Source organism: Solirubrobacter soli DSM 22325, assembly GCF_000423665.1.
Taxonomy (GTDB): Bacteria; Actinomycetota; Thermoleophilia; order Solirubrobacterales; family Solirubrobacteraceae; genus Solirubrobacter; species Solirubrobacter soli.
This window is the reverse complement of the sequence record NZ_AUIK01000008.1, coordinates 327,520-343,991: the sequence shown is the minus strand read 5'-3', so window position 1 is coordinate 343,991 and position 16,472 is coordinate 327,520. Positions and strand designations below refer to the sequence as shown.

General features: G+C 74.0%; 13 protein-coding genes. 6 read left to right on the top strand and 7 right to left on the bottom strand.

Annotated features, from left to right (window positions below):
- Together G569_RS0105785 and G569_RS0105780 are read right to left on the bottom strand one after the other, a co-directional pair.
- Entirely contained in the window at positions 1-813 is an 813-nt protein-coding gene (locus tag G569_RS0105785) for a DMT family transporter (protein ID WP_028062720.1), read from the bottom strand.
- A complete protein-coding gene (locus G569_RS0105780) occupies positions 810-1,775 on the bottom strand; it encodes an SIS domain-containing protein (RefSeq protein ID WP_028062719.1) in 966 nt (321 codons plus the stop codon). The genes G569_RS0105785 and G569_RS0105780 overlap by 4 nt, the downstream gene beginning before the upstream one ends.
- A 54-nt stretch (positions 1,776-1,829) precedes the next feature.
- Between G569_RS0105780 and pdxR the strand changes: the two genes are divergently transcribed.
- Genes pdxR through G569_RS0105755 form a run of 5 tightly spaced genes read left to right on the top strand, consistent with a single transcriptional unit; the run spans position 1,830 to position 8,713 of the window.
- Positions 1,830-3,290 carry a MocR-like pyridoxine biosynthesis transcription factor PdxR gene (gene pdxR, locus G569_RS45895; protein ID WP_037494811.1) on the top strand — a complete coding sequence of 487 codons (1,461 nt, stop codon included), beginning with the start codon at positions 1,830-1,832 and terminating at the stop codon, positions 3,288-3,290.
- Positions 3,291-3,333: 43 nt separating this feature from the next.
- A complete protein-coding gene (locus G569_RS0105770) occupies positions 3,334-6,300 on the top strand; it encodes a helix-turn-helix transcriptional regulator (protein ID WP_028062718.1) in 2,967 nt (988 codons plus the stop codon).
- A gap of 11 nt (positions 6,301-6,311) precedes the next feature.
- Positions 6,312-7,307 carry a LacI family DNA-binding transcriptional regulator gene (locus G569_RS0105765; protein WP_053225917.1) on the top strand — a complete coding sequence of 332 codons (996 nt, stop codon included), beginning with the start codon at positions 6,312-6,314 and terminating at the stop codon, positions 7,305-7,307.
- A 7-nt stretch (positions 7,308-7,314) separates the two neighbouring features.
- Positions 7,315-7,536 (top strand): hypothetical protein, encoded by a 222-nt coding sequence (locus G569_RS0105760; protein ID WP_028062717.1) that lies wholly within the window; start codon positions 7,315-7,317, stop codon positions 7,534-7,536.
- Between the two features lie 31 nt (positions 7,537-7,567).
- On the top strand, positions 7,568-8,713 hold the full coding sequence (locus G569_RS0105755; protein ID WP_169542078.1) for an MFS transporter: 1,146 nt from the start codon (positions 7,568-7,570) through the stop codon (positions 8,711-8,713).
- Between the two features lie 13 nt (positions 8,714-8,726).
- On the opposite strand, the gene G569_RS57355 is transcribed toward G569_RS0105755, so the two are convergent.
- From G569_RS57355 to G569_RS0105735, 4 genes are all read right to left on the bottom strand, one after another.
- Complete coding sequence (locus G569_RS57355) at positions 8,727-9,242, bottom strand: RNA polymerase sigma factor (protein WP_028062715.1); 516 nt, start codon at positions 9,240-9,242, stop codon at positions 8,727-8,729.
- 156 nt (positions 9,243-9,398) lie between these two features.
- Positions 9,399-12,392, bottom strand: a complete 2,994-nt coding sequence (locus G569_RS45885) for an AAA family ATPase (protein ID WP_053225916.1) — start codon at positions 12,390-12,392, stop codon at positions 9,399-9,401.
- A 66-nt stretch (positions 12,393-12,458) separates the two neighbouring features.
- Positions 12,459-13,772 carry a M20/M25/M40 family metallo-hydrolase gene (locus G569_RS0105740; protein WP_028062714.1) on the bottom strand — a complete coding sequence of 438 codons (1,314 nt, stop codon included), beginning with the start codon at positions 13,770-13,772 and terminating at the stop codon, positions 12,459-12,461.
- The gene (locus tag G569_RS0105735) at positions 13,769-15,511 is read right to left on the bottom strand and encodes an acetyl/propionyl/methylcrotonyl-CoA carboxylase subunit alpha (RefSeq protein WP_245602422.1); all 1,743 of its coding nucleotides are present in this window, start codon (positions 15,509-15,511) and stop codon (positions 13,769-13,771) included. Before G569_RS0105735 ends, G569_RS0105740 begins: the two co-directional genes overlap by 4 nt.
- A gap of 23 nt (positions 15,512-15,534) precedes the next feature.
- On the opposite strand from G569_RS0105735, the gene G569_RS0105730 reads away from it, so the two are divergent.
- On the top strand, positions 15,535-16,113 hold the full coding sequence (locus G569_RS0105730) for a histidine phosphatase family protein (protein ID WP_028062712.1): 579 nt from the start codon (positions 15,535-15,537) through the stop codon (positions 16,111-16,113).
- A 144-nt stretch (positions 16,114-16,257) separates the two neighbouring features.
- Here G569_RS0105730 and G569_RS0105725 read toward each other — a convergent pair whose 3' ends face one another.
- The gene (locus G569_RS0105725; protein WP_028062711.1) at positions 16,258-16,461 is read right to left on the bottom strand and encodes a hypothetical protein; all 204 of its coding nucleotides are present in this window, start codon (positions 16,459-16,461) and stop codon (positions 16,258-16,260) included.
- Positions 16,462-16,472: the final 11 nt, after the last annotated feature.

The window sequence follows — 16,472 nt, the reverse complement described above, 5'->3', positions numbered from 1 at the left end:
CTAGGAAGAGATCAGCGGGATGCCGGCGAGCGCGAGGATCACGCCCGCGCGCTGGATCCCGATCAGGCGCTCGTGCAGCAGCACGTACGCGAGCGCGACCGTGACCACCGGGAACAGGCCGCCGAGCACGGCCACGAGGCTCAGCAGGCCGCTCGTGGTGGCGATCGCGAACGCGCTGTTGGCGGCGGTGTCGAGCAGGCCGACGAGGGCGAAGCTCGGCCATGCGCTCACCGGGGCCTTGGCGCGCTGGTACAGCACGACGCCGAACAGGATCGGCGCGGCGACCGCGCGGGCGGCGGCGACGCCGGTCAGCGCGTCGTGCTCGGCCGCCCGGTCCAGGGAGACGAGCGAGAACCCGATGCCGATCGCGGCCACGACCGCGAGCTTGAGCGCGAGCTTCTGGTCGATCGCCTTCCCGCCGCCCGGCTCGCTCGAGGCCAGGATCACGCCGACCAGCGCGGCGACGATCCCGAGCCACTGGAGCGCGCCGGGTCGCTCGCCGTCGAAGACGCCGTAGAGGACGGGCACGACCGCGCTGGTGGCGACGATCGGCGCGATGATGCTCATCGTCCCGACCGCGAGTGCCTTGTAGAACGCCAGCACGGCGACCGCGCCCAAGAGGCCGGTGACGATCCCGGGCGCGATGGCCTTGGCGTCGACGCCGTGGAAGACCAGGATCAGCGCGAGCGCGACGAACCCCACCGCCTGGCCGATGAAGGCGACCATGGCGGCGGGATGCCTGCGGCTGGCCTGGCCGCCGAGGAAGTCCGCGGTCCCCCACAGCAGCGAGGCGATGAGGGCCGCGCCGATCACGTGTTGGCGGCCGCGGCGGCGGCCTTGTAGGCGGGCTGCTCGCGGCGGATCAGGTCGGGGTTGGTACCGGCGGCGAGCACGAGCTCATACGTCAACAGTTGCAGCGCGATCGCGCCGGCGAGGAGCGAGTGGCCTTGCGGGAGGTCGTCGATCGTCACCGTCGGCATGTGCAGCTCCTTGACCGCGGCCTTGACGTCGTTCGCCCGCTTGTCCCTCTGCGGCGCGTTCGTCGGGTCGATGCGGATGACGACGATGCCGGTGGTCTCGTCCGCTGCCGGGAGGTGGCCGTGCAGGACCTTCTCCATGCCGAGCGGCGTGACCGGCTTGTGCAGGCCCTCCTCGATCTTGAGCGCGAGCTCGCGGGCGGTGATCTCGTCGACGCCCGAGCCGGTGACGATCAGGCGCTCGCAGCCGACGAGGGTCTGCGCGGCTTGCTTGAAGCGGTCGCGTCGTGCCAGCGTGCCCTCGATGACGGTGCGGCAGGTCGTCTCGTCGGCGGCGCCGGAGATCGCGGTGAAGGCCAGCAGCGGGGAGACGTAGCCGACGGTGTGGCACCAGCTCGTGTCGACCAGCGGCGTGGCGATGGTGAGGTCCGCGCCGGTCGGTTCGTCCGGCTTGGCCGTGATCAGGATCGTGCGCGCGTCGGTCGCGTTCATCGCGGCGAGGGTCGCGGCGGTTCCGGCCTCGTGGCTGACCGCGATCAGCACGCCGTCGGCCTGCGGGTCCAGGCTCGCCTCGAAGGCGTCGCGGGCGCGTGCGTTGAGCAGCGCGGCGCCGGCCATCGCGGCGTGCTCGCTCGTGCCGCAACCGGTGACGACGACCGTGTCGGTCTCGCGCAGCATCGCGGCAGCGAGGTCGGCCTCCGGTGAGGTGAGGATCGGGGCGACGAGCCCCGGCTCGGACAGGATCATCTCCTCCATCGCCCACGGGGGGCCAGGGCGCAGCTCGGGCATGTCGCTCATGGCGGATGACGGTACCGTCTGTGTGGACCGTCCAACAGAGCCACTTCGAGGCCGATGAACCGAGCCACTTTGGAGCTGTTCGCCCCACTCGACCGCACCGCGGCCGCGCCCTTGCGCGCCCAACTCGAGGACGCGATCTGCGACGCGATCACCGGCGGCGGAGCGCCCCCCGGCACGCGATTGCCCGCCTCTCGCACCCTCGCCGAGGCCCTCCACGTCTCCCGCGGCGTCGTCTCCGAGGCCTACGCCCAGATCGCCGCCGAAGGCTGGATCGAACTCCGCCGCGGCGCCGCCCCGATCGTCCGCGCCGTCCCAGCCGCCGGCGTCGGCCCCCACGGCGGCCCCCTCCCCGCGTGCACCTCCAACCTAAAGGGGAGCAGGCCGTCTTTAGATTCGAGCGCCGAGAACGGCGGCCCGCCATCACCCACGACGCCGCCGAATATAAAGAGGCCCAGGCCTGCTTTAGATTTGACCGCGACCGCGCCTGATCTGTCGGCGTTCCCTCGGCGGGTGTGGGCGGCGGCGCTGCGGCGGGTGGTGGCGGAGATGCCCGACTCCGCGCTGGACTACGGGGACCCGCGCGGGGACGACGAGTTGCGGGCCGAGTTGGCGGCGTACCTGGTGCGGGTGCGTGGGGTCGTCGCGGCGCCGGAGCATCTGGTGGTGACCGGCGGGTACACGCAGGGGCTGTGGCTGACGTGTCGCGCGTTGAAGGCGCGCGGGGCGAGCCGGGTCGCGGTCGAGGATCCGTCGCTCGACGACTCGTGGGCGACGATCCGGTCCGCCGGGCTCGAGGTGGTCGGGCTGCCGGTGGACGAGCACGGCATCCGGCTCGACGGGCTCGACGCGGACGCGGTGCTGGTCACGCCCGCCCACCAGTTCCCCACCGGCGCCGTGCTCGCTCCCGAGCGGCGGCGGGAGTTGCTGGCCTGGGGCGGGATCGTGATCGAGGACGACTACGACTCCGAGTACCGCTACGACCGCGCGCCGGTGGGAACGCTGCAGCGGCTCGCGCCCGACCGCGTCGTCTACCTGGGCACGACGTCGAAGACGCTCGCGCCGGCGCTGCGGCTCGGCTGGCTCGTCGCCCCGCCGGCGCTCGCGGAGGAGATCGCCCGCGAGCGCTGGTCGGTCGACTCCGGCGGCCCCGCGATCGACGCCCGCGCGTACGCCCGCATGCTCGTCACCGGCGAGGTCGACCGTCACCTGCGCCGCACCCGCCGCGAGTACCGGGAGCGTCGCGACGCGCTGGTCGCCGCGCTGGAGGAACGGCTGCCGAGGTGCCGCGTCACCGGCGTCGCCGCCGGCCTGCACCTCCTCCTACGCCTCCCGCCCGGAACCGACGAGGCCGCGGTGGTGCAACAGCTGGGCGAACGGCGCATCCGGATCCGCGGCCTGGCCGGATATCGACTCCGCCCGCGCGACGACGATCCCGCGCTCGTGATCGGCTACGGCCGGCTGCCGCTCGCGTCGATCGACGCGTTCGTCGCGGCGCTCGAATCCCTGGTGGGCTAGCCGTACCCCTCGGGGTTCGGGTGACCGTAGGATGAGGCCGGTCGTGCACGGGACTCTCGATCTGCTCGAGCGCGAGGAGGAGCTGTCGGCGCTCGACGCCGCGCTCGGCCGTGCCCGCGCCGGGCAGGGTCAGGTCGTCGCGGTCGAAGGGCCGGGCGGGATCGGCAAGACCCGCCTGCTGGCCGCCGCGCGCAGCACGGGGCGCGACGCCGGGATGCGCGTCCTGCACGCCCGCGCGTCGGAGCTCGAACGCTCCTTCACGTTCGGCGTCGTGCGGCAGCTGTTCGAACCCGCGCTGTTCACGGCTCAGCCCGCCGAGCGCGACCGCTGGATGTCCGGCGCCGCCGGCCTCACCCGCTCGATGTTCGAGGACGCCGGCGGCGGCCAGGACGAGTCCTCCTACGCGCGCCTGCACGGCCTCTACTGGCTGTGCGCGAACCTCGCCGCGGACGACCCGCTGCTCGTGTGCGTCGACGACGCGCAGTGGGCGGACGAGCCGAGCCTCAGCTTCCTCGGCTTCCTCGCCCGCCGCATCGAGGACCTCCCGGTCGCGCTCGTCCTCGGCACCCGCCCGCGCCCGGAGCAGGATTCCGAGGTCCTGCGCGGGCTGGTCACCGACCCCGGCACGCGGCTGCTCCGGCCGCCCGCGCTGACCGGAGCGGCGGTCGGCCAGTGGGTGCGCTCGGCCGTCGATCCCGGCGCGGGCGCGAAGTTCTGCGCCGCCTGCCACGAGACCACGGGCGGCAACCCGTTCCTCGTCCGCGAGCTGCTGCACGAGGTGCTCGACAAGCAGCTGCGGGCGACCGACGCCGAGGCGGCGACGGTCCGCGAGCTCGGCCCGGAGGCGATCTCCACCGTCGTGCTGCAGCGCCTGCACCGACTTCCCCCGACCGCGCCCGCGATGGCGCGGGCGGTCGCGCTGCTCGGCGAGGGGGCGAACGCAGCCCTCGCCGCCGAGCTGGCCGGCTTCGACGAGCCGACGGCCGAGGAGGCGCTGGAGGCGCTGACCCGAGGCGACGTGCTGACCCGCGACGGCGACGTGCTGGCGTTCGTGCACCCGATCGTGCTCTCGGCGATCTACCACGACCTGCCGGTGCGGGCGCGCAGCGAAGGCCACGGCCGCGCCGCTCGGCTCCTGCACGCGCGCGGGGCGGCGCCCGAGGAGGTGGCGTCGCAGCTCGCCTTGACCGCGCCGCGCGGGGACGAGTGGGTGGTTGCGGCGCTGCGGGCGGCCGCGGCGCGCGCGCTCTCGCTCGGCGACCCGGCGGCTGCCGCGGCGCACCTCGAACGCGCCTTGGCGGAGCCGCCCCGCGATGTCGCGCCGGGGGGCGCCGAACACGCGCCGGGCGAGCCGCCCGCCGACGTCGCGGCGGGGGGCGCCGAGGACGCGCCGGACGATGTCGCGCCGGGGGGCGCCGAGCACGCGCCGGGCGAGCCGCCCGCCGACGTCGCGACCGTCACCGCCGAGCTGGCCTGGGCGGAGGCGTCGGCCGGCGCCCCCCGCGCCGTCGAGCACTTCCGCACCGCCATGCGGCTCGCCAAGGACCCGCGCGAGCGCGGGCGGATGGCGCTCGGGCTGGCCCGCTGCCTGAAGTTCGGCGGGGAGTCGCCGGTCGCGCTCGACGTGCTGCGCACCGCGCTGGCCGACCTCGGCGACGCGGACCCGGCGCTGGCCGAGCAGCTGCAGGTCGAACTGACCGCATCGGCGTACATCTCGCTCGCCGCGCGCCCGCTCCTGAAGGCCGAGATCGCGGCGATCACGATCCCGGACGTCGCGCGCACGGCGCTGGATCGCGTGCACCTGGCGGCGTCGGCCTTCGAGACGATCATCGCCGCGCGCCCCGCCGAGCGCTCCGCGGAGCTCGCCCGCCGCGCGCTCGCGGACGACCAGCTGCCAATGGACCTCGCGGCCGGCGGCCACACCTTCCTCAACGCCGTGACCGCGCTGATGTTCAGCGAGGCCTACGACGACGCCCAGCAGCAGTACTCGCGGGCGCTCGACGAGACGCGCAGGCGCGGCTCGAGCGTCGGCTTCGCGGCGATCTCGAGCCTGCGTTCGCTGCTCCTGTACCGTCTCGGATCGCTCTCCGGCGCCCTCGCCGACGCCACCGCGGCGCTCGACCTGCGCAACGACGTCCACGGCGCGCAGGGCTACCTCGCCTGCGCGCTGAACTCCGTCGTCTTCGCCTCGCTGGACCGCGGCACGGCCGGCCCCGACCTGCTCGCCCTGGCCGACGACTTCTTCGCCACGCAGCCGTCGGAGGACCTCCCCTACAGCCAGGCGATGCACGCCCGCGGGTGGTTGCGGGCGGACCTCGGCGACCGCGAGGGCGGCCTGGCCGAGTTGCTGGCGTGCGGGGCGCGCGAGCTGGAGTGGGGCGTCGGAACGCCGCAGATCATCGCCTGGCGCTCCTCCGCGGCGGAGGTCTGTCTGCGGCTCGGGCGGCTCGAGCAGGCGCGCGGCCTGGCGGCGGAGGAGCTGCTGCTGGCGCGGTCGATCGGCGCTCCGCGGGCGATCGGCGTCGCGCTGCGGGCGGCGGGGCTGGCCGAGTCGGGCGCGCGGCGGATCGAGCTGCTGCGCGAAGCCGTGACGTCGCTCAAAGCCTCCCAGGGCGCGCTGGAGCTCGCACGAGCGCGGGTCGACCTCGGCGCGGCGCTGGTGCGCGCGGGGCAGCGCGACGAGGCGCGCGGGCTGCTGCGCGACGGGCAGGAAGGCGCCGCGGTCTGCGGGGCCACGCCGCTGGTCGAGCGAGCGCACCGGGAGCTCCTCGCCACCGGCGCCCGCCCCCGGCGGACCGCGACCGCGGGGCGCGACGGCCTCACGCCGAGCGAGCTGCGGGTCACCGAGATGGCCGCGGCGGGGCAGACCAACCGCGAGATCGCGCAGGCGTTGTTCGTGACCGAGAAGACGGTCGAGACGCACCTCGGCCGGGCGTTCATGAAGCTCGGAGTGCGCTCGCGCAAGCAGCTCGCGCAGGCGCTGGACCGCGAGACCGCCGAGGTGGTCTGACGCCCGGGCGGGTGACGCTGGCCACGGTCGCGGAGGCGCTCGGCGTCTCGGCGATGACCGTGTCCAATGCGTACAACCGGCCGGAGAAGCTCTCGCCCGAGTTGCGCGAGCGGATCCTGGCCAAGGCCGACGAGCTCGGCTACGCGGGCCCGAACGCGCTCGCCCGCTCGCTGCGGCGCGGGAAGACGGGCGTGCTCGGCGTCGTGCTGGGCGAGGCCCTGTCCTACGCGTTCGAGGACCCGGCGTCCGTCGAGTGGTTGCGCGGGCTCGCCGGCGCCGGCATCCCGTTGCATCTCGTCCCCGCGACAGGCGGTGAGGGCGACGCCGACCTGGTGCGCGACGCCGCGGTCGACGCGTTCCTGCTCTATTCGCTGCCCGACGGTCACCCGCTCGTCGAGGCGGCCCTGCGCCGGCGCATCCCGGTGGTGGTGCAGAGCGGGCCGCAACTCGACGGCCACCCCTTCGTGGCGATCGACGAACGCGCGGCCGCGGCGGCCGCCGCCGACCATCTGCGCGCGCTCGGGCACGTGCGGCTGGCGGTGCTGAGCCTGCCGTTCTCACTCGCCGATCGCGCCGACCGCCCGCTGCGGGCCGAGAAGCCGCTGCACCGCGTCACCCGTGAGCGGCTCGACGGCTACGGCGTCAGCGCGGGGCGCGAAGTGGAGCTCAACGACCGCGCGCACGGCGAGGTCGCGGCGGGCGTCCTGCTCGACGGTCCCGACCCGCCCACGGGGCTGCTGTGCATGAGCGACGAGCTGGCGATCGGTGCGCTGCGGGCGGCGGCCGCGCGTGGACTCTCCGTCCCGGCGGACCTGTCCGTGGTCGGGTGGGACGACACCCGCGAGGGCGAGCGCGCCGGGCTCACGACGGTCCGCCAGTCGCTGCGCGCGCAGGGGCGGCGATGCGCGCAGCTCGTCGCGAGCGCGGCGACCGGCGTCGTCGAGCCGCAGCCCTGGGAGCTCGTGGTAAGGGAGACGACCGAAGGCTTTTCCGTTCCGGAGCGTTAAGGCAGACATGGGCACTCCGGCATCGGCCGACATCGACGTCGGCTCCCGCGTGGTCACGACCCAGCCGCTCCCCGAGGGGGTCGCGGCCGGCGCGCGTGGGACGGTCGTGGGTGCGGCGGGGTGGATCCAGCGGCGCTGGCGCGTGCGCTTCGACGACGGCCGTTGCGTCTCCGTGCCGGAATATGCCCTGGACGCCGACGCGTCCTTAGGCCGCTTCAAGCGAGGTTGAACCGCATGTGGTTTATCGATATACCATGCCGATGGAGTTTTCCCGCGATCGGCTCACCTGGGTCGCCTACGGGCTCCTCGCCTGGTTCGCCTATCTCCAGGCCGCGCCAGGGCTCATCGTCACCCACCTCCGGGACGAGTTCGGGCTGAGCCACACGGCCGGCGGGCTGCACGTCGCCGCGTTCGCGGCGGGTGCGGTCGTCGCCGGGTTGGTGTCCGGTCCGGTCGAGCGGGCGATCGGGCGGCGGGCGCTGTTCTGGGCGTCGGCGGGCGTGATGGCGGCGGGTGCCGTCGGGCTGGCCGCGGGGCGCGGGCCGGTGGCGACGATCGGGTCCTGCCTGGTCATGGGCATCGCGGGCGGGCTGCTGCTGGTCACGATCCAGGCGCTGCTCTCCGACCACCACGGTGAGCGGCGCGCGGTCGCGTTGACCGAGGCCAACGTGGCCGCGAGCATCGCCTACGTGGTGCTGATCGGCGCGCTGTCGCTGGCGGCCGCGACCGGCGCGGGGTGGCGTGTGGCGTTGCTCGCGTCGCTGCTCGTTCCGCTCGCCGCCTGGTGGTCGAACCGCGACGTCGCGATCGCCACTCCACCCGCGACCCACGTCGCCGGCGGGCGCCTGCCGGTCGCGTTCTGGGTCGCGGCCACGATGCTCTTCTGCACCACCGCGGTCGAGTGGTGCATCGCCGCCTGGGGCGCCAGCTTCGTCGAGGACGCCGCGGACGTGTCCGCCGACCTGTCGGTGTCGCTCATGATCGGCTACTTCGGCGGCGTCGTGGTCGGTCGCACCGTCGGCAGCGCGCTCGCCCGCCGGCACAGCCCGCACCGCCTGCTCGCGATCGCGCTCGTGATCACCGCCGTCGGCTTCGCGATCCTCTGGCCCGCGGCGACGCCGCTCCAGTCGCTGCTGGGCCTCGCGCTGCTCGGCGTGGGGATCGGGAACCTGTTCCCCCTGGGCCTCACGGTCACGGTGTCGCTCGCACCCGAACGCGCGCTCCTCGCCAGCGGCCGCGCGGTCTTCATGACGTCGTTCGCGGTTCTGCTCGCACCCCTGACCGTCGGCGCACTCGCCGACGCGACGTCCTTGAGCGCCGCCCTCGCCGTCGTGCCGGTCGCGCTCGCGCTGGCCGCCACGTGTCTGACCCTCGTCACCCGCGCGCGCAACCTAAACCCCACCTAAAGGGTCAGACCCCTTAAGTTGTCTTTAGGTTCGACTCGAGGTTGCGGCGGGCGCGGAACAGGAGCTGGCCGATCGCGTTCTCGTTGAGGCCGAACTCGCGGGCGATCTCGTCGCGGGGGAGCTGCTCGAAGTCGGCGCGGAAGATCACGCGGCGCTGCCGCTCGGGCAGCTCGCGGATCGCGTCGCGGACGCGGCGGCGCAGCTCCTCGCGCTCGAGGTGGGCGAGGACGTCGTCCTCGACGGGCTCCTCGACCGGCTCGGCGACCACCCGCCGGCGCTTGAGCGCCTGGTTGCGTGCCGCCATCGTCGCGTAGGCGCCGAAGTGCAGCGCCTCGGGGTCGAGGTCCGGCAGCCGCTCGAACGTCGCCAGCAGCGCGTCCTGCGCCGCGTCGGCGGCATCCTGCGGGCAGCCGGTGATCGCCAGCGCCCGCCGCTGGAGCGGTCCGAAGTGGGCCCGGTAGAGCGCCGCCATCGCGTCGGGGCAACGGGCGGCGGCGGCGCGGACGAGTTCCGTCTCGGTGGTGGGCATGGTGCAGAGCGTCCCGCCGGCACCACTGCTTTCGCGTCGGGAACGACCCCTGATCCCGATCCCGGATGTTTGTACGGTGCGGCCTCCCGCACCCCGTCCGGGTACGGCTTCCCGAACCTAAAGCCCACCTAAGGGGTCAGACCCTTTAGGTGGGGTTTATTCGATGAGGTCGAAGGCTCCGGCGAGGACGGCGTCGAGGCGGCCGGTGCGCCAGTTGCGGACGGAGTCGCGCACGAGCGGCGTGGGGTGCTCGCGGTAGCGGCGGACGATCTGGTTGCCGGCGGCGCCGTCGGGCGAGACCGTGACGCGCACGCGGCGGCGGTCGAAGCCGCCGCGGCCGTCGGGGATCTCGAGCACGTGCAGGCCGGACTCGGGGCGCAGCGTGCGCAGGGCGCCGAAGCCGGTCACGGTGGCGTGCCAGCGGTAGCGGCGGTTGGCCGGCGGGAGGTCCTCGCCCTCCAGGCGCATGCCGCGCTCGCGTGCCCAGGCGCTGTACATGGCCACGATCCGGGGCGCGAACTCCGGGTCGCCCTCCACGCGCAGGGTCGCGTCCGCCGGCTCGCCCGCCTCGAGCGCGCCGAGCGCCTCGTCGAGCAGGATGACCCGCTGCGCGGCGCGGCGGACGAGCTCGGCCGGCGGGCGCCGGGCGTTGCGGATCCGGTTCATCAACGACCGGGCGCTGCGCAGCCCCGACTCGATCCGGTCGCGCAGCTCGATCCCCGCCAGCACCGCGACGCGGCCGTCGTCGTCCCAGAAGCCGGGCTCGGTCATCCGGTCCAGCAGCGCCGCCTTCGCGTCCTGCCAGCCGACGTCCTCGACGCGCTCGGACACCTCCGCGAACCCGGTCTCGAGCAGCTCCAGCGAGCCCTTGCCCTCGCGCGCGAGCGAGCGCAACGTGGCCGGCTCGGCGGTGGTGCCGGCCGCCGCGACCGGCGGGTCGGGGTCGACGAAGGTGACCTTCAGACCGGCGCCCCCCGCCCGCACGAACAGGAACTGGTCGCCGCCCGGGTAGTCGTGGCCGGCGATCGCCAGCGCCAGCGGCGTGAGGAAGTGCCGCTCGACCGCCCGCTTCAAAGGCCGCGCGCCGAGGTCCGGCGTGAACCCCTCGGCCAACAGGAACTCGAGCGCCGAGTCGTCGAACTCGACCGCCCACTGGCGCCCCCGCAACCCGCGCCGCGCGAGCACCGCCTCGAGCTCGCTCGCCAGGATCTCGCGCATGACGGGTCGCGACAGTGGGCGGAAGACGACGGTGCGATCGATCCGGTTCAGGAACTCCGGCCGGAACGCGCGCCCGACCGCCGCCGCGACGCTCGCCTCGGCGAAGCCCGTGACCGGCGAGAACCCGAGGCCGCCCGTGACGACCTTCGCGCCCAGGTTCGAGGTCATGATGATCACGGCGTGGCGGAAGTCCGCGGCCTCGCCGCGCGGGTCGCTCAGACGGCCGTCGTCGAACACCTGCAGGAAGAGGTCGAAGACGCCGGGCTCGGCCTTCTCGAACTCGTCCAGCAGCACGACGCTGAACGGCTGGCGGCGGATGCGCGCGACCAGCGACGCGTCGTCGAGCTCGCCGTCCCCGAGCATCCGCCGCGCGGAGCCCGGGTTCTGGTACTCGCTCATGTCGAGCCGGATCATCCGGTCGCCCGAGCCGAACAGGTACTCGGCCAGCGCCTTGGCGATCTCGGTCTTGCCCGTCCCGGTCGGGCCGACGAACAGCAGCACGGCCTGCGGGCGGGTCGGGTCGGTGAGCCCCGCCTTGATCAGCGCGACCCGCTCGATCATGCACTCGACGGCCTCGGGCTGCCCGATCACCTTCGAGGAGAAGAACGCGCGCAGCTTGTCCACGTCCAGCCGCTCGCGCTCGTCCAGCAGCGAGGCGGGAAGGCCGGAGCGCTCGGTGATCGTCGCCAGCACGTCGCTCAGCGCCAGCGGGTCCGTGCCGCGCCGCCGCGCGGTCTCCAGCAGCGCCAGCAAGGCGCCCGGCAGCGCCGCGTCGCCGAGGAAGTGCCGGGCGAGCGCGAGCGCCTCGCGCAGCAACGTCAGGTCGGTTCCCGGCGAAAGGTGCGCCGCGAGAGCGAGCGTGCGCGGCTCGTCCATCGGCGCCACGCGCACGACGTCGAACGCGTCGCGCACCTCGGGCCGCGCGCGGCACAGCCGCTCATACGCGCCCGGGTCGAGGATGCCGGCGACATGCACGCCGCCGTCCGCGAGCCCGGCCAGCAACAGGTCGAGCGCTCCGCGCGGGTTGGAGCGGTAGGTGCCGGCGTAGAGCAGCGTCTCGAACTGGGGGACGATCCAGAGCGCGCTCTCGTCCTTGAGGGTCTGCACGATGTGGCGCATGCGCCCCTCGAGCTCACCCACGTAGGTCATCCCCGCGTTGACCTCCGCGGCGCCCGCCTCGAAGGTCATCCACTGCTCGGCGGCGAGCACGCCCGCTGCCGCGCGTAGCCGGGAGAGCCGCCCGCTGCCGCGCTCGCCGACGACGAGGATCGGCTTCTCGCCGCGGATCGCGGCGACCAACGCGGCGATCTCGGTTTCGAGGGGCTCGTCGCGCAGGACCTCCTCCCCCGCGGTCTCCGCCTCGCTCGAGCGGCGCACTCGCCCAATGGCCCGCAGCGCGACGACGATGTCCTCCTGCCTGGCGCGCCGCCGCAGGACCGTGGTGACGGCGTTGTCGTCCAGGGCCTGGGCGAGCTCGAGCGCCGCCTGCACCTTGTCGTCCGGGACGGCGGCGACGGCGACCGACTCGTCACCGCGGCGCGCGGCGATCTCCCGCAGCGTCTCCAGCGCCGCCCCGCGCCACGGCTCGCCGACGCGCGAGAAGACCAGCGTCAGGAACTCCGGGCCGGAGTGGCGGTCGAGCGCGCGCAGCAGGAACACCGCGCGCTGCCCGCGCATCCGCGCCAGGTGCTCGAACAGCGTGCGGGCGATCTCCTGCGAGGGCTCGCGGCGGCTCAGCGCCTCCAGCGCCACCGCCGCGTAGACCCCGTCCTTGCCGCCGGCGCGCGCCAGCAGGGCGTCATCGTCGGCGGCCCGGTCGAGCAGCACGACCGCGCGCTCGAAGCGCGCGTCGTCGAGCATGGCAGCGGCTCGGCGCTCCGCCTTCGGCAGCGCCCGCAGCACGTCGAGCAGCTGCTCGAGCGTCTCAGCCATCGCGGCCGCACCCGAGATGCCTGAAACTCGCGGGTGGGTCCTCGCAGCCGGGTGCCAGGCTCGTCATCAGCGGAGCGAGGCGAGCTCCTCGTAGAGCGCCCGCGCCGCCGCGGCGCCCTGCTCGAGCGCGACGAGCCGGTAGGACTCGTTCGGCGCGTGCAGCGCGTCGTCGGGGAGCGAGAACCCGGACACGATCGCCGGGATGCCGCGCTCGGCGAACGCGGCGAGGATCGGCAGCGTCCCACCGGTCCGGACCAGCGCGGGCTCGGTGCCGGTCGACCGTGCCAGCGCCCGGCGGGCGGCCTGCAGCGCCGGCGTCTCCGGGTCGAAGGCGGAGGCCTCGGCGCGGTCGGCGATGAAGCTCAGCTCGGCGCCCTCGGGGAGCGCGTCCCGCAGCAGCTGTTCGAGGTTCGCGGAGATCTCCTCGGAGCGCTGTCCGCCGACGATCCGCACGGACAGGTCGGCGCTCGCCACCGGCACGACGATCGTCCGCGCCTGCCCGCCCATGATCCGGTGGATGTCCAGCGACGGCTCGGCCGTGGTGCGGATGTAGAACTCCTCGACCGCGCGTGCGTCCGACGGGATCGCCCCCACCTGGGCCAGCTCCGCGGCGCCGTCCGGGAGCGACTTCCAGCTCTCGAGCTCGGCCGCCGACGGCGGGATGATCCCGGCCCGCAGCGGCTCGGGCAGACGTCCGTCCGGCCGCGGGAGCACGGCGGCCAGCACCGTGTGCAGCGCGTGGAACGCGTTCAGCGCCGCGCCGCCGTACATGCCGGAGTGCGCCGGCTGCGTGCCGGTGCGGATCTCGACGTGCGCGAACACCATCCCGCGCGTCGCGAGCGTCAGCGCGGGCGTGTCGGCGTCGACCATCCCGCTGTCGAAGACGATCACCGCGTCGGCGCCGCGCGCGTCCGCGCGCACCCACTCGCCGACGTCGTCGGACCCGGTCTCCTCCGCGCCTTCGATCAGCACCCGCACGTGCACGGGCAGCTCACCCGCGCGGGCCAGCTCGCACGCGACGTGCAGGAGCGGGAGGAAGTTCCCCTTGTCGTCGGTGGCGCCGCGGGCGTACAGCCGGCCGTCGCGGACCGTCGGCTCGAACGCGGGCGACGTCCAATCCTCCGGCGCGCCCGGGTCCTGCACGTCGTAGTGCCCGTAGATCAGGATCGTCGGAGCGTCCTCGCGCGACGAAGCGCGCAGCTCGCCGACGACATGCGGCGCCCCGCCCTTGGTCTCGACCAGCTCGCACGTCCCGCCCGCGTCCCGCACGCGCCAGGCGGCCCACTCGGCCGCCGCCCGCAGGGCCGGCTCGTCGCGCTCGCCCGCGGAGACGGACGGGATCGTCAGCCAGGAGACGACTTCATCGAACAGCTTGGTCATTTGATGACCGCCAGGGTGTCGCCGGCGGTGACGGCGTCGCCCTCGGAGATCGGCAGCTCGGCGATCGTCCCCGCCTTGTGGGCGGTGATCTCGTTCTCCATCTTCATGGCCTCGATGATGCACACGAGCGCGCCCTCCTCGACCTCCGCGCCCTGCTTCACCAACACCTTGAACACATTTCCCTGCATCGGCGAGGCGAGCGTGTCGCCGCCGCCACCGCCACCGGAGGACTTGCGCTCGCGCTTGGGCGCGGCCTTCTTCGCGGCCGGCGCAACGGGCGCGGTGCCGTTCATCGCCTCGCCGTGGACGGTGACGCTGAAACGTCTGCCGGAGACCTCGACGACGTAGTCGCGGGCGACGATCTCACCCTCGGCCTCCACCGCTTCGGGCGCGGGCGTGGCGAGGCCCTTGAGCCAGTCCTTGTCCTCGATCAGGTCGCGGCAGGTCTCGGCGTTCGCCCACTGCTGCGAGGCCATGATCGCCGTATGGAACGGGATCAGGGTCTTGACGCCATCGATCTCGAACTCGCGCAGAGCGCGGGCCATCCGCCGCGTGGCCTTCTCGCGGTCGGCGTCCCAGACGATCAGCTTGGCGACCATCGGGTCATACAGCGGCGAGATCTCCGAGCCCGCCAGCACACCGGAGTCCACGCGGATGCCCGGGCCGGACGGCTCGCGATACGCGGCGATCGTGCCGGGCGCGGGCGCGAAGTTCTTCGACGCGTCCTCGGCGTTGATCCGGCACTCGATCGCGTGCCCGTGCCAGCGGATGTCGTCCTGCCCGAACGACAGCGGCTCGCCCGCCGCGATCAGGATCTGCTCGCGCACAATGTCGACCCCGGTCACGGCCTCCGTGACGCAGTGCTCGACCTGCACGCGGGTGTTCATCTCCAAGAAGAAGTACTCGCCCTCCGGGGACAGCAGCCCTTCGATCGTCCCCGCGCCGCGGTAGTCCACGGCCCGCGCGGCATCAACAGCGATCTTGCCGATCCGCTCGCGCAACTCGGCGTCGACCAGCGGCGCCGGCGACTCCTCGATCAGCTTCTGATGGCGCCGCTGGATCGAGCAGTCGCGCTCGCCCAGATGCACGACGTTGCCGTGCCCGTCGGCCAGCACCTGGACCTCGACGTGGCGCGGGTCCGGTAGATAGCGCTCCAGGTAGACGGTCGCGTCGGAGAAGAACTTCTCGCCCTCGCGCGCCGCGCCATCGAAGGCGTCGCGCAGCTTCCCGGGCTCGAGCGCCACCCGGAAGCCCTTGCCGCCGCCGCCGCCCGCGGCCTTGACCGCGATCGGGTACCCGATCTCCTCGGCGATCTTCTCGGCGGCCTCGACCGACTCCACCGGATCGGTCGTCCCCGGCACGATCGGCACCCCGGCGCCCTGCATCAGCTCGCGCGCCTTGGTCTTGGAGCCCATCGCGTCGATCGCCGAGGCCGGCGGACCGATGAACGTCACGCCCGCCTCCTCCAGGCGCCGCGCGAACGCCGCGTTCTCGGCCAAGAAGCCGTACCCGGGGTGTACGGCCTCGGCGCCGGAGCGCTCGATCACCTCGAGGATCTTGTCCACGTTCAAGTACGACTCGCTCGCCGGGCCGGGGCCCAGGAGGTAGGCCTCACTCGCGCGCTTGACGTGCTGCGCGTCGCGGTCGGCCTCGGAATAGACGGCGACGGACTCGATCCCGAGCTCGTCGAGCGCGCGAATGACCCGGACGGCGATCTCGCCGCGGTTGGCGACCAGCACCCTTGTAAACATCAGGGCGCGCCATGCTATCCGCCCGAATCCTCCTCGTCCGCCACGGACAGTCGACCCACAACGCCCAAGCCCGCCTCCAGGGCCAGGCCGACCCACCGCTCTCGGACGCCGGACGCGCCGAGGCGGAGCTCCTCAAGCCCGCTCTGCCGGCCTTCGAGGACCACCGCGTCGTCACGAGCGACCTCCAGCGAGCGGCGCAGACCGCCGCCCTGCTCGGCTATCCCGGCGCCCGCCGCGATCCGCGCTTCCGCGAGATCAACGTGGGCGAGTGGGAGGGCCGGCCGCTGTCGGACTTCCCCGCCGGGCCCGAGACGGCTTGGCGCGGCGGCGCGCTCAGAGCCCCCGACGGCGAGTCGTGGAGCGACCTGCAAACGCGGGTCGGGAACGCGCTCGACGAGCTGATCGCGCAGGGCGGGACGTGGCTCGTGGTCTGCCACGGCGGCGTCGTCCGCGCCGCGCTCTCCCACGTCACCGGTGCGGACCCGACGCACGTCGCCGGACCCGGCAACGCCACCGTCACGATCGTGCGCGCGAACGAGCGCCCGCAGCTCGAGACCTACGGCTGGGCGCCGGTTCTGTCAGCGCACTGACGTTCGGAGAATCGACCGCAAGTTCTGCGCGAGGGCGGCGTTGGAGCCAGCAACGTCGCCCCCTCGCATCCTGGGGCCTTTTGCAGGGGGCGGCGCAAAGGTGGGAACCGGTCGGCCGGCAAATGGGGCCGCCGTGCCGGCCGGTTACCCCGCCCAAGGCTCGCGCGCCGGAGCGCGCTCCACGCCCTCCAGTCGCGCCGCGCTGACCCACGGGCTCGGACCCTCCGAGGCCGGCGCCGGTGCGGGAGCCGTGTCGCGCAGGAACTGCTCGATCGCGGCCATCACCGCCGCTGCCTCCTCAGGCGAGGCGCTCGAGCCATGCAGTTCCAGGCGCGGCCGGCGATTCATGGCGCGAGCGT

Coding starts and splice junctions, on each gene's coding strand:
- G569_RS0105780 (WP_028062719.1), bottom strand. CDS start 1,775: ATGAGCGACATGCCCGAGCTGCGCCCTGGCCCCCCGTGGGCGATGGAG.
- pdxR (WP_037494811.1), top strand. CDS start 1,830: ATGAACCGAGCCACTTTGGAGCTGTTCGCCCCACTCGACCGCACCGCG.
- G569_RS0105760 (WP_028062717.1), top strand. CDS start 7,315: ATGGGCACTCCGGCATCGGCCGACATCGACGTCGGCTCCCGCGTGGTC.
- G569_RS0105755 (WP_169542078.1), top strand. CDS start 7,568: ATGGAGTTTTCCCGCGATCGGCTCACCTGGGTCGCCTACGGGCTCCTC.
- G569_RS57355 (WP_028062715.1), bottom strand. CDS start 9,242: ATGCCCACCACCGAGACGGAACTCGTCCGCGCCGCCGCCGCCCGTTGC.
- G569_RS45885 (WP_053225916.1), bottom strand. CDS start 12,392: ATGGCTGAGACGCTCGAGCAGCTGCTCGACGTGCTGCGGGCGCTGCCG.
- G569_RS0105740 (WP_028062714.1), bottom strand. CDS start 13,772: ATGACCAAGCTGTTCGATGAAGTCGTCTCCTGGCTGACGATCCCGTCC.
- G569_RS0105730 (WP_028062712.1), top strand. CDS start 15,535: ATGCTATCCGCCCGAATCCTCCTCGTCCGCCACGGACAGTCGACCCAC.
- G569_RS0105725 (WP_028062711.1), bottom strand. CDS start 16,461: ATGAATCGCCGGCCGCGCCTGGAACTGCATGGCTCGAGCGCCTCGCCT.